This is a genomic window from Pseudomonas sp. R1-6 (genome assembly GCF_051132115.1).
Classification (GTDB): Bacteria; Pseudomonadota; Gammaproteobacteria; order Pseudomonadales; family Pseudomonadaceae; genus Aquipseudomonas.
The window spans coordinates 3,064,284-3,078,739 of the sequence record NZ_CP071662.1 but is presented as its reverse complement, the minus strand read 5'-3'; the positions used below and the strand labels follow the sequence as shown (position 1 = coordinate 3,078,739).

The following is a 14,456-nucleotide window of genomic DNA, read 5'->3' as shown; positions in this document are numbered from 1 at the left end:
GATGACGCAACAAGCTTTCCTGGAGATTGCGCAGCGGCTGGCATCCTTGCCCGCGGAGAAGAAAAAGGTCTTTCGCCAACGCCTGTCCGAGAAGGGCATCGACAGCTGGCGCCTGCCGATCGTCCCCGCTCTGCTCGGCGAAGGCGAACACAGGCCGCTGGCGCAGGCGCAACGGCGCTTCCTGTCGGCTGAAGCCCTGAGCAGCCGGGCCCTTTATAACCTGTGCTCGGTGCTGCGCTTCGATGGGCGCCTGGATGGCGCGCGTTTGCAACAGGCGATGCAGCAGGTGGTCGACCGCCACCAGATCCTGCGCACGCGCTACAGCCCTGACACCAGCGGACAGTTGCAGCCCCATTGCGAGCCACAACAGGTGCACTTGCCGGGCGTCGAACGGTTGACCATCGCCGCATCCGAGCACGAGCAATGGTGTGCCGATGAATATGCCCGCCAACTCGCCGAGCCCTTCGACCTGGCGCAGTCGATGCCTTGGCGCTGGAAGGCATTCAGCGATGCCCAGGAGCATTGCACCTGGCTTTTTTTCACCATTCACCACGTCGCCTATGACGCCTGGTCGGCCCAACAACTGACCCTGGAACTGGCCGAGGCTTACCGGGCACTCGCTTCGAACGAGCCTGCCGCGTTAGCTGAACTGAGTATCCAGTACGCCGATTACGCCGCATGGGAACGCGAGTGGCTGGACAGCGATAGCTGCCGGCAGCATATCGATTTCTGGCGCGACCAACTGGCCGATGCACCGGCGCCGATGGCGTTGCCACTGGACCGTCCGCGCCCCACGCCCACACAACGTCGCCACAGTGGCGCGGTCCTGGCCCGGGAGCTCCCGCCGCAACTGACCACGGCAGTCGAAAGCGCCATCCGCAATCATGGCGTGACGTTGTACATTTATGGCCTGACGGCATTCACCTGCCTGCTGTCGCGCTATAGCGGCGAGACTGATCTGTGCCTGGGCACCTCGATTGCCCAACGTGACCGTCCGGAACTGGCATCGTTGATCGGGCCGTTACTCAATACCCTGGTGATTCGCCAGCGCCTTCAAGGCAATCCGGACTTCAGCAGCGCGTTGCAGCGCACCCGCGACACCGTTGCGGCGGCGTTCGACCATCAGCAGTTGCCCTTCGAAAACATCCTCGAAAACCTTGAACGTCCACGTTCGAGCCCGTTGTTCCAGGTCATGTTCGTCCAGGTCGATCTGCCCGAAAGCCGCACCCTGGCCTTGCCCGGCGTGGCGGTGGAGGTACTCGACCCGCCGCAACGCCACGCGCGTTTCGACTTGACGTTGCGCATGGTCCGTACCGCCGACGCGCGGCTGCGTTGCGAACTGGAATACAGCGACGAATTGTTCGATACGGCCACGGTCGAGCAAATGCTCGACGACTTGCTGGCGATCTTCCACGAGGGCTCGGCTCATCCGCAGCGGCGGTTGTCGGACCTGCAACTGGTTTCCACGCCGAGTGAAGTGCGCGGCCCGGTCCTGGGCGCGATCGCGTTGCCGTTGGACCAGCAGGTGCTGCATTGGGCCACGCACACGCCGAATGCCGTGGCGTTGTGCAGTGTGGGGCAGAGCATCGATTACGCCACGCTCGGCGCGGCCAGTCGCTCGATGGCCGCACGGCTGGCCGCGCAGGGCGTTGGGCCGGGTCAGGTGGTCGCGCTGTGCATGCCGCGCTGTGCCGAACAAGTGCTGGCGACCCTGGCGTGCTGGCAGCGTGGCGCCACCTGTCTGTTTCTCGACCCGGCGCAACCAGCCCGGCGACTCGCACAACTGTTGCACGACAGCGGCGCGAGCCTGTGGCTGACATTGGCGCAAGCACCCGAGACTGGCGTGGGCATCCCATGCCTGGTGCTGAGCGCCGACGATTGGTCGCTCAACGCGAACGTCCACCAGTACGAAAGCCTCAGCCAGCCTCAGTTGCCTGCCTACCTGATCTACACGTCGGGCTCGACCGGCCAGCCGAAAGGCGTTCAGGTCACGCATGCCAACCTCGCCCATTACGCCAATGCCGTCGGTCAACGCTTGCAAGCCAAATCGGGTAGCCGCTGGGCGACCTTGGCAACGGTCGCCGCCGACCTCGGCTTGACCTCTGTTTTCGCCGCGCTCAACGCAGGCGACACGCTGGTATTGCCACCGGCGTCGTTGGCCTTCGACCCGCCCGGCTGGGCCGATTTTCTCGACCAATATCCGGCGGATTGCCTGAAGATCGCCCCTTCGCACCTGCGCGGTTTGCTGGCGTTGGACGACGCCCGTCGCGTGTTGCCCAAGGTGCTGTTGATTCTTGGTGGCGAGGGGTTCGACCAGGCGTTATTCGCCAAGGTGCGTGAACTGGCGCCGCAACTCCGTATCTTCAATCACTATGGCCCGTCGGAAACGACTGTCGGCGTGGTCTGCGGTGAAATTCTGGACTCCGAGGCGTTCGTAGCGGGTCAGTATCTGCCGCTGGGCCAGCCGCTGTCCGGCTGTGAGTTGCGCATCGTCGATGGTCAAAATCGGTGCGTACCGCTGGGTGTCGCCGGTGAGCTGCTGATTGGTGGTCCCCAGGTTGCCCAAGGCTATCTCGGCCAGCCTGAGTTGACAGCACGTGCGTTCGGCGTCACGGCCCAGGGCCAACGCTTTTATCGCAGCGGCGATCGGGTTCGCCTGGATCGCGACGGGCGCCTGGTGTTTCTCGGACGTCAGGACGATCAAGCTAAGATCCGCGGGTTCCGCGTCGAACCGGGCGAAGTCAGCGCCTGGCTCAACGCCCAGCCTCAGGTTCGCGAAGGCGCCGTGCTGGCTTGTGAAGTAAAAGGGCGGACGCAACTGGTGGCGTATGTCAGCCCCTCGATGACCACCCAAGCGCTGGCGGCGCTGCAAGCCGAGGCCAAGCGGCAACTGCCGGAACACATGGTGCCGGCCCATTGGTTGGCGCTGGACGCTTTGCCGCTGACTGCCAATGGCAAGCTGGACCGACGTGCATTGCCTGAGCCGGCGATCGATGAGCCGGCCGCCGAAGCCACCGAGCAGCCCAGCGGAGCGACCGAACAACGATTGGCGCAACTGTGGTGCCAGATCCTCGGCTGCGCGCCAGTTGGCCGCGCGGACGATTTTTTCGCTCTCGGCGGGGATTCGATTCTCAGCCTGCAATTGATCGGCCTGGCATCCCGGGAAGGGCTCAATCTGGAGCCGCGGGACGTGCTGCAGCATCCGACCCTGGCGGCCATGGCCCTGTGCATCGACTGCCGCGCCGAGCCGGCATTGCTTGCGGTTCTGATGGCTTTTCGCGAGTTGCTCGGACAACCTGGCCTGGGGCCGGACGCCGATTTCTTTGCCATGGGCGGCGACTCGATCCTCAGCTTGCAGTTGATCGCGCGCTTGCGTCAGGCCGACTTGCGCCTGATGCCCCGGCAATTGCTGGAAAACCCGACCCCTCGGCAACTGGCCAAGGTGCTCGCACCGATCGTCGCACCGGTCGCTGATGCCGTGGCGCCGTGCGAGGACGCGGCGCAACCGCAGGCTCTGTCCCATGCCCAGCAACGGGTGTGGTTCATGCAGCAATTCGACCCGGCTGAAACCGCCTACAACGTTACCCAACTGTTGGCCTTGCGCGGCGACCTGGATGTGCCCCGCCTGCAACGCGCCTGTCAGGCGCTGGTGACCCGGCATGACGCATTGCGCTGCCGTTTTTTCGAAGAGCACGGGCAAGTCTGGCAGCGGCTGGGCGATACGACTGCACCGATCTTCAACGTCCATGACATCGGCGCCCTGAGTGACTCGGAACAGGACGCGGCCATTGCCAGTGCCGCCAAGCGGGTGTTCGATCTCACGCGAGGTCCGCTGCTGGCCATCGATGTGTTTTGTGTGGCGCCCGGCGACTATCGCCTGCTGTTCAACGTGCACCACATTGCCGTGGACGGTTGGTCGATGGGCTTGCTGGTCCAGGATCTGGCAGCGCTTTATCAAGATCAGACCCTACCGGCGGCAAGCGCTTTGCTGCCGTTGATCAAGGCGCATCGAGAGCGCTTGGATGGCGCGTATGGCAAGGATTCGTTGGCCTATTGGCAACAACGCCTGGAAGGCCTGGGCAACGAGCCGCTGGAGCTGCCTGAGCAATCCACGCGGCCGGCGGTGCAGGCGTTCGGTGGAGCGCGAGACGAATATGTGCTGCCCGGTTCGCTGAGCACTGCGGTCGAGGCGCGGGCGAGGGCGCTAGGCGTCACGCCGTTCGTGCTGTATTTCGCGGCCTATCAGTTGCTGCTCTGGCGCCACGGCGGGCGCAGTGATTTCGCCATCGGCTTGCCGGTGGCGGGGCGTGAGTCAGTCCAGAGCCAGGCGTTAGTCGGGTTGTTCGTCAACACCCTGGCCCACCGTGTCCAGATCGACGGCCGCCAGAGCCTGCAAGCATTCGTCCAGGCCCTGAACAGCACGCTGAATGAGGACCTGGCCCATCAATCGCTGCCGTTCGAGCAGTTATTGGAAGTGCTGTATGTAGAGCGCAGCCTGGATCGCACGCCGCTGTTCCAGACGATGTTCAACTATCAGGTCGACCATCAGGATTCCCGCAGCCTGAACCTGCCCGGCATCAGTGCCCAGGCTTTGGCGCTGCCGGGTGGCGTGGTGAGCGCCAAATTCGACCTGACGTTCAACCTGTTCACCCAGGGTCGCGGTGCCGAGGCCAGCACCGGTTTGATCGTCGAATACGCGACGGCATTGTTGCGGCCCGACATCACTCGCCGGTTGGTAGAGGATTACCAGGCATTGCTCGCCAGCCTGTCGGGCCAGGATATTGATGCGCGCCTGCTGGAAATCCCGCTGCGTTCGGTTGCGACTTTGGCGACTGCCGGGAAGTCGTTGCCCTTGCAAGGCGAAGCGGATTGGGTGACGCGTTTCGAAGTGCAAGCCGCTGTGCATCCCGAGTGCATCGCCGTCTACTGCGCCGACCGCCAATTGAGCTATGCCGCGCTGGAGGCCCAGGCTAACCGCTTGGCTCATTGGTTGCTGGCCCAGGGCGTCGGGCCTGAATCGTTGGTTGCCTTCTGCCTGCCTCGGGATGAACGCCTGTTGGTGTGCATGTTGGGCATCCAGAAGGCCGGTGCCGCCTATTTGCCACTCGACCGCGCCCATCCACCGGCCCGCCAGGCGCAAGTGCTCAACCGGGCGCAGCCACATATGCTGCTTTGCGATTCGACGACAGGGGATTGGCCTGCCGACCTACGTGTTTGCCTGTGGGCAGATCTGCCATTGGCGCAATTTCCCACCCAGGCGCCTGGATTGGCGACGCACCTCGGGCAACTGGCCTACACCCTCTACACCTCGGGGTCGACCGGGCAACCCAAGGGCGTGCAGATCAGCCGTGGCAACTTTGCCAATTTCCTGCTCGCCATGGAGCAGGCGCTGCCCTTGGATAACGTGCAGCGTTACCTGGCCTTGACCACTGTCACTTTCGACATCTGTGGCCTGGAGCTCTGCCTGCCGCTGGTGCGTGGCGGCTCGGTGGTCCTGGCGGACGAGGACGAGCGCCAGGATCCGCTGCTGCTTGCACGCTTGATTGACGAACGGTCCGTTGACCTGATCCAGGCCACGCCCGCTACCTGGGCGATGTTGTTGCAAGGCGACCGCCGGGTGTTGGAAGGGCGAGTGGCCCTGGCCGGCGGCGAGGCGGTGCCGAAGGAGCTGGCCAGCGAGCTGAAGCAGCACGTGGCGCGCTTGATCAATGTCTACGGCCCGACCGAGACCACGGTGTGGTCGACCCAGACGCCGATCGACACACTTCAATTGCCCGTCGCCCCGATAGGCCGGCCGTTGCTCAACACCCGCTGCCATGTTCTCGATGAATACCTGTGTGAAGTGCCGCCAGGCTGCGTCGGTGAACTCTATATCGCCGGTGACGGACTGGCCCGGGGTTATGCCGGGCAGCCGGGGCTGACCGCAGAGCGCTTCATTGCCGACCCGTTCGGTAACGGTGGTCGCTTGTACCGCACCGGCGATCTGGCGCGCTGGCAGCCCGACGGCCAGCTGTACTACCTCGGACGCACCGACGACCAGATCAAGTTGCGTGGCTATCGCATCGAACTGGGGGAAATCGAAGCCGTCCTGCTCAGCCATCCTCAAGTGCTGCAAACGGTGGTGGCCGTGCAAGGCGAGCAGTTGGCCGGATTCTGGGTGGCGAATCCTGACGATGCACCTGGTGAGGCAGCTGTTCGAGACTATTTGCAGGCGCGCTTGCCGGTCTACATGGTGCCGACGCACCTGCAGGCGCTTGAGCAACTGCCGCTCAACAGCAATGGCAAGGTCGATCGCAGACAACTGCCGCGCTTGCAATCGGTTGTCGGCAGCGCGCCAGCAACCGGGCGCCCGCTGTCGGCCGGCGAGGGGATGCTGGCGCAGATCTGGGCCTCGGTGCTGAACGTGCGGGACGTCCCACCCGACGGACATTTCTTCCAATTGGGCGGGCATTCCCTGATGGCGGCCCAGGTACGCGGGCGCCTGCGGGAACAGGGCTTCGAGGTGCCATTGCGCTGGCTGTTCGAAACACCGGTGCTGGCGCGACTGGCCGAGCGAATCGAGGGCCTCGCCGCTGAGCAGGATCTGGCGTCGGTGACGATTCCGGTGGTTGACCAAGGCATCGATCAACCCTTGTCCTCGGCGCAGCAACGGGTCTGGTTGATGCAACAACTGGATGAGGTCGACAGCAGCTTCAACATGAGTAGCAACGTGCGCTTGCGTGGGGAACTGGATAACCAGGCCCTGGAGCGTTCGTTGCAACGGTTGGTGAATCGACATGCCATCCTGCGCACCACCTATCACCAGTGCGGCGGCGAGTTGCGCCAGCGAATCCACCCGCAATTGGCGGTGGCTTTGCAACGCCTGCCGTCGAGCGAATCGAAGTGGTCACTCGATGCCCGGGACATGGCGCTGCGACCGTTCGACCTCGGCAGCGAAGCGCCGCTTCGGGTGGTCCTGTATCGCCTCGGCGAACAGGAGCATGTACTGCAAATGGTCATGCACCACATTGCCTCCGACGGTTGGTCCGGCGCGGTGTTGGTCGATGAGCTGATCGAAGGTTACGAGGCCTACAGCACCGGCGTGCTGCCAACCCAGGAAGCGCTGCCGATCCAATACGTCGACTACGCCGTTTGGCAAGGTTCGGCGGCGGTCCAGTTGCGTCAAAGGGAAGGCTTGGAGTTCTGGCGAAGGACCCTGGCGGGGATTCCCGCGCAGGTGCCATTGCCATTCGATTTCCCGCGTCCGGAGCGTGATAGCGGTGCCGGGGCGGCGGTGGATTTCCAATTGTCGCCCGCCACGGTGGGCCGGTTGAAAACCTTTGCCCAGGACAGCGGCATGTCGCCTTTCATGGTGCTGCTGACGTGTTATGCAGCCGTGCTGCAACGTGAGACACAAGGCCGCGACCTGGTGATTGGCACGGACGTGGCGAACCGCGACCATCCGGCCACCGAATCGCTGATCGGCTTCTTCGTCAACCTGCTGGCCTTGCGCATCCGCGTGCAACCGGAACTGAGCTTCCATGAGCAGGCCATGCAAGTCCGCGAGTTATGCCTGCAAGCGTTCGCCTGGCAGGACACGCCGTTCGAACGCGTGGTCGAATGCCTGGAATTGCCGCGGGTGGCCAATGTGCATCCACTGTTGCAGACACTCTTCGTGCTCGACAACACGCCGCGTCAACAGCGCCAACTGGGCGATCTGCAGGTCGAGCCGTTGACGGGCGAGCAGCACCACTCCAAGTTCGACATGGCGCTGTTCGCCAGCGAAGACCGCGACGCGCTCAGCCTGCGCTGGGTGTACCGCACCAGCCTGTTCCGTCCGGCCACCATCGAACGCTTGCGCGATGCCTTCGAGTTGCTGCTGGAGCGCGCGCTCGCCGCGCCGCAAACCCCTATCGATACCTTGATGCCGACTGTGAAGGGAGCTGCTGCAATGTCCACGGACAACCCGCTGCAACGCAAAATGAGCAAATTGGGCAAGATGCGCCAGGGCGGATCGGCGGCTACCCGTGAGCCCATCGAGGCCCGGCCGCTACGAGTGGACTCGGCATTCCCGTTGCTGGTTTCGTTGCGTGACCGCGAACTGGCCCCGGCCATCTGGGCGCAAGCCAACCGCGACAAGGTCGAGCACTGGTTACGCAAGCATGGCGGCATCCTGTTCCGTGGCTTCGACCTGCCGACCCCGGCGGATTTCGAGGCGTTCTGCCAGGCGCTGTGCCCGCAGCTGTACGGGCAATACGGTGACCTGCCGAAAGAGGAAGGCGGCAAGAACATCTACAAGTCCACGCCATACCCCAAGGACCGGATGATCCTGTTCCATAACGAAAGCGCGCATCAGCACCGCTGGCCACGTCGGCAGTGGTTCTACTGCGAGACGCCCGCGACGTCCGGGGGCGCGACGCCAATCGTTGACAGTCGCCAGGTCTACCGCGAATTGCCGACGTGGTTGCAGGCGAACCTACGGAGCAAACAACTGATGTACGTGCGCAATTTCAGCACCAGCCTGGACGTTAGTTGGCAGCACTTCTTCCAGACCGAGGACCGAGCCGACGTCGAGCGGATCTGTCGTGAGAGCAACATCGAGTTCCAGTGGCGCGGCGCCAATGACCTGCACACCCGGCAGGTGTGCCCGGCGGTGATCCTGCACCCGTTGACGGGCGAAGAAAGCTTCTTCAACCAGATCCAGCTGTACCACCCGGCATTGCTCGATGAGGATGTTCGCGAGCAATTCCTGCGCGACGGCGAATCGGCAATGCCCAGGCAAGTGTTTTATGGGGACGGCTCGGAGCTCGAACCAGCGGCTATCGATGCCATCAATGCCGCCTACGACCGTTGTGCCGTGCGCTTCGACTGGCAACAGGGCGACGTGGTGATGCTTGATAACATGCTAGCGGCCCATGCTCGGGATCCGTTCGAGGGCGAGCGCAAAATCGTGGTCGCCATGGGGGAAATCTATGCCCGCCAGCAAGTCATGGCCGCGCCGGCGCAGACCGAAGAGACACTTGAAGAGTTGACGCCATGATGGACCTTGGACTCACGCTTTCACCCCAGCAGAAACAACTGGCCCAGGCCAACCCACACGCCTGGCGCTGGGTGCGCATGGTACTGACAGGCGTTCCCGAAGGCATCGTCGAGCAACGCTTGCGCGACAGCCTGGCGCAGCATCAAGCGCTGCGCTTGCGCTATGAGCGGCCACTGGGCGCCACCGGGCTGCGCCAAAGGGTGATCGAACCTCAGGCATTGCGCCTTGACTGGCGCCTGGGGCGCGCAACCGACGGTCACGATGAGCAGGATTGGCTGGAAGAGGCGCGGCGTCGCTGCCAGGCCGAACAGCCCGACGTGCTGGCTTGGCTGCTCGATGATCAATTGTTGCTGGCGGTCCCGGCCTACTCGCTGGACGCGCGCAGCCTGGTCCAGTTGCGCGAGCATTTGCTGGGCCGCGCCGCGCCGCTGGATGACGAGCCCATGCAGTACGTGGACTACGTCGAGTGGATCAACGGCCTGCAACTGGATGAAGACGCTGAGCAGGGCGCACAGTTCTGGCGCAACCTGGCCTTGCAGGACATCCCGGGCATGCGCCTGGTCGAACGTTATGGCATCGCCAGTGGCCGTCATGCCGTCGTCCGTCAGGAGTTGGCGCAAAGCGAGGTGACGGGGCTGACCGCCCTGGCCGAGCAGGAAGGTATCGCTGAGGAGCAGTTGGTCTTGGCGGCCTGGGGATCATTGCTCGGCAGGCTCAATGGCCAACGGCAGGGCCAACTGGGTTTGCAGCATGACCCTCGAGATAACTACGAGGAACTGACCGGCGCGTTTGGTGTGTTCGAACAGACGTTGCCGATGGTGATGCAAATGTCCGAGCACAGCACCCTGGTCAACCTGGCCCGGCAAATGGCCCGGCAACTGGAGAGTGCCGTCGACTGGCAGGAATACGTCGGCCAGGCGCAGTTGTTGCCAGAGTGGCGAGCCAGTTTCCAGGCAGGATTGCAGGTTCTGCAAGTGCCGCAACCGGACGCGTTGCAGTGGCTCTCGTTTGACACGCCGATCGAGCTGCAACTTCAGTTGACCCTCCACACCCAGGGCAATGGCGAGCTGGCGTTGGCGTATGATTGCGGGGTGTATCGCGAGGAGCAGATGCAGGCGCTGCTCAAGCGTGTCAAGCATTGGCTCGGCCAACTGATGCAGTCGCCCAATGAGCTTATCGATGGCATGGATGCGTGTCTGCCCGAGGAGTCGCTGGTGTCCTCGCCGCGTCCTGACCTCGGAGCGGACCTTGACATCATCGTTGCCCTGCGCCGGCACGCCCAGGCACACCCGGATCGCCCGGCGCTGCGGTATGCCGACCAATTTCTCTCATACGCTGAACTCGATGCCTTGAGTGACCGCGTCGCCGGCAGCCTGGATCAGGCGGGCGTGGGCCGCGGCGACGTGGTGGGGCTGTATCTGCCACGCGGCGCGCAGATGCTGGTTGCGATGCTCGCTTGTTTCAAGGTCGGTGCCGCGTATCTGCCTTTGGATCCCCAACAGCCGCCGCTGCGGCTGGCTGCGGTACTCGATGACGCCCAACCTGCGTTACTCCTGCACTTGGAGGGCCTCTTGCCTGACACGTCGGCCCGGACGCTGTGCTGGTCCCAGGCAAGCAAAGGGCCTGTGTCAGCTACATCGCACTCCGGCACCGCGCAAGACCTGGCCTACGTGCTCTACACCTCGGGCACCAGCGGCAAGCCAAAAGGGGTGCAGATCGAACAAGGGCAATTGCGCCATTACGTCACCCAAGTAACCCGTGCACTGCAACTGCCCGAGGGCGGGCATTATGGGTTGGTGTCCTCGCTGCTCGCGGACCTGGGCAATACCGTGTTGTTCCCGGCGTGGCTGCAGGGCGGTTGTGTGCATGTGCTGGCGCAGTCGACGGTGACCGACGCCCAGGCCTTTGCCGAGGAGCTAAGGCGTTATCCCCTCGACGTGCTGAAAATCGTCCCATCGCACCTCGAAGCCTTGATGGGCGAGCAAGCCGTCGGCGTACTGCCTCGCCAGGTGCTGGTATTGGGCGGGGAACCGATTGGCGAGGCGTTGCTGACACGCTTGGCCCAGGCCGAGCCGGCCTGCCGACTATATAACCACTATGGCCCGACCGAAACCACCGTCGGGGTGTTGTGGCGAGCCATTGATCTTGCGCAGGGCGTGACTGGTTGCGCGTTGAATCAAGTGTTGGGTGCCAACCGTATTCATCTGCTTGACGAGCAGCAACGGCCAGTGCCGCCCGGCCAGGCTGGCGAGTTGTACATCAGTGGCGCCAGTGTCGGCAGGGGATACGTCGGCAATGTCGGTGGCGAGGCCTTCGGTGTAGATCCTGCCAGCGGCAATCGCCTGTACCGCACCGGTGACTTGGTCTTACGCCAGGCCGATGGGGCCCTGCGCATTCTGGGGCGCAATGACCAGCAGGTGAAAATTCGTGGGTTTCGCCTTGAGCTGGCGGAGGTCGAGCAGGCGATGCTCGCCCAGCCGGGCGTCTTGCAAGCCGCTGTGCTGCTGGATGGCGAAGGCGATCTCGGGCGGTTGCTGGCATTTGTAGTCACGGACGATGTTCAGTTCCAGGGGACGGATCCGTTGCGCGCCAGCTTGGCTCGTCAATTGCCGGATTACATGCTGCCCAGCGGTATCTTTGCGTTGAAGGCCATGCCTCTGAACAGCAACGGCAAGCTCGATCGTAAGCACCTGCTCGAACGGGCCCGGCAGCGATTGCAGAATACGCGGGTGAAGCCGGAGGGGGAGTTGGAGACGGTGGTCCTTGCGATCTGGTGTGACGTGTTGGGGGTCGACGACCTCGGCGTAACGGACAATTTCTTCAACGTTGGCGGGCATTCGCTGGCGGCGATCAAAGTGGTGTCGCTGATCCGTGAACGGTTGGGCCTCAACCTGCCGACCAATCTGTTGTTCGAGCGGCATACGGTGCGTGATCTGGTGCAGGACCTGGACGATATCGGCAGCGGCCCCTTTAAGATCTTGAGCGACGCCGATCCGCACGCACCGGCCTTGCTGGCGGTGCATGGTGCGCAAGGGCACCTGCAGGCTTACCAGCCGCTGGTGGAAAACCTGCGCGGCGAAGTGGCCGTCTTTGGCCTGGCCGCCCTTGAAAATGACTGGGCCCACGGCGATATGGATGCGCTGTTGCAGCAATACGTGGCGAGTATCCCGGTCCAGCTCAAACAGCGACCGATGGTGTTGTTGGGCTGGAGCCTGGCCGCGCGCCTGGCCTTGTTGCTGGTGCCGCATCTGCAAGCCAGCGGCTTCAGCGTCGAAGGCCTGGTGTTGCTCGATCACGATGCTCAGCGCAGCCTGGCCGGCGAGGGCGACGAAGCGGGCCAGTTGATTGCCGATTTCGCGTTTTATTGCCGCAGCCACGGCCAGCCGATCGGCGAGTCGCTACGGGAACGGTTGACGGGCCTGTTGGCCGGCCTCGACTATGCCGAGGGTGTCGCCCGGCTGCTCGACGATGAACAGGTGCGCGGGCACCTGCAATGGAAAGCGGCGGATGGTGAACTGCTGGCGCTGATGGCGCGATATCGCGCGATCAAGACCCGTTTGTACGAGCAGGCCTTGCCAACCGTTGACGTGCCAGTCTGGTTGTGGCGCGGCAATGCCCACGGCGACTTGCGCGCACAATGGCAAGTCCACGCGCGCCAACCGGTTAGCCAGTGGACGCTGGACGTGGGGCATCATGAGATGCTCGGCGAGCCGCGACTGGTCGAAAACCTGCTGCCTTTACTGTTGCAAACCTCTGCCAAGGTGGTGTCGGTCCCATGATGTTATTGAGAGAATTACTGCACAACGCGCGATGGCGCATTTTCCTAGCGGTGCTGAGCAGTGCCCTGAGCGCGGCCACCAGTATCGGCCTGATCGGCTACATCAACCGCTGCCTGGAACAAGGTCTCAATGACCTCGGCCAGGGCTTGCTGCTGTTCGGTGGCCTGCTGGTGCTGTTGTTCATCAGCGGGGTCACCGCGCAATGGCTGCTGGTGCAGATCGGCCATCGGCTGGTGTACCAGCTGCGCTTGCGGCTGGTGGGCAAGGTGCTGGGCACCGCGCTGGAACGCATCGAACGGTTGGGCAGCCCACGCATCTACAACGCCCTGACCAAGGACGTGACCACCGTCGCCACGGCCTTCAAGCAATTGCCGATTTCCTTGTACAACGGCTTGCTGCTGTTGGCGGGGCTGGCCTATATGGCGTGGTTGAGCCTGCCGTTCTTCGGCCTGACGCTGGCAGTAATCGCCGCTGGCGTCGGCCTCGACGTGCTGCTCGGGCGCAAGGTCAAGACCTTGATGCAGGCGGTCCGGCAGCAGGACGACCAACTCACCGAGCAGTTCGAAGCCGCCATCCAGGGGCGCTGCGAACTGGGCCTGAGCCGGGAGCGTCGGCATTTGCTCTATCAACGCAAGCTCGAACCCATCGCCCGGGCGTCGCTGGACGCATCGGTACGCGCTGACACTTTGTGGGCCGTCAACCTGAACTGGACGACGTTGCTGGTGTTCGTGCTGATCGGCACGCTGTTTTTCCTTGGCCAGGGGCTGGGATTGCTGAGCCAGCAGGTGGTGGTGGGCTACGTCTTGGCGATCATGTTCCTGCGCACGCCGATCTCGATGATCCTCGACGCTATTCCCGCTGTCATTCGTGGTCATGTCGCTTTACAGGCCATTGATGCCCTGGCACTGGGCGAGACGGTAGAGTTCAAGGCGTCCGCGCAAGCAGCGCAGCCGTTTCGTGATCTGCGTCTGTCGAACGTGCATTACCGGTATGCCGGCAGGAACGAGGAATTTGCCTTTGAATTGGGACCGATCGACCTGACGATCCGGCGCGGCGAGTTGATCTTCATTGTGGGGGGCAACGGCAGTGGCAAGTCGACCCTGGCCAAGCTGCTGACCGGGCTCTATGTGCCCGCTTGCGGGGAAGTTTCACTCAACGGCGTGGTGCTCGATGCCAGCACCAGCGAATGGCATCGCGAGCACTTCGCCGCGATCTTTGCCGACTTCTATCTGTTCGCCGATGTGTTGGGCGAGGCGGGCGACCATGAAGGGCTGGAGGCTCGGGTGGACCATTATCTGGAGCGCCTGGGGCTGGCCCACAAGGTTGAATTCGCCGCTGGACGCCTGTCCACCACCGCGTTGTCCCAGGGCCAGCGCAAGCGCCTGGCCTTACTGTTGCTGATGATGGAAGGCCGTGAAGTGTTCCTGCTGGACGAGTGGGCGGCCGACCAGGACCCGGTGTTCCGCCATGTGTTCTACAACGAATTGCTGCCCGAGCTCAAAGCGGCCGGCAAGACGGTCATCGCGATCACCCATGACGACCGTTATTTCGACGTGGCGGACCGGGTCTATCGTCTCGACTACGGCCACCTCGTCGATTACGACCGGGCGACGGAGAATCCCTTTCAATTGGCAAAATGATCGGCGCGATCAGGCGCT

General features: G+C 63.4%; 3 protein-coding genes. All 3 read left to right on the top strand.

Going from position 1 to position 14,456, the window contains the following annotated elements; genetic code table 11:
* The first annotated feature begins 1 nt into the window (after position 1).
* Genes J3P81_RS13815 through J3P81_RS13805 form a run of 3 tightly spaced genes read left to right on the top strand, consistent with a single transcriptional unit; the run spans position 2 to position 14,438 of the window.
* On the top strand, positions 2-9,019 hold the full coding sequence (locus J3P81_RS13815) for an amino acid adenylation domain-containing protein (protein ID WP_434559171.1): 9,018 nt from the start codon (positions 2-4) through the stop codon (positions 9,017-9,019).
* Entirely contained in the window at positions 9,016-12,798 is a 3,783-nt protein-coding gene (locus J3P81_RS13810; protein WP_420763722.1) for a non-ribosomal peptide synthetase, read from the top strand. Before J3P81_RS13815 ends, J3P81_RS13810 begins: the two co-directional genes overlap by 4 nt.
* On the top strand, positions 12,795-14,438 hold the full coding sequence (locus J3P81_RS13805; protein ID WP_434559169.1) for a cyclic peptide export ABC transporter: 1,644 nt from the start codon (positions 12,795-12,797) through the stop codon (positions 14,436-14,438). Before J3P81_RS13810 ends, J3P81_RS13805 begins: the two co-directional genes overlap by 4 nt.
* The last annotated feature ends 18 nt before the right edge of the window (positions 14,439-14,456 follow it).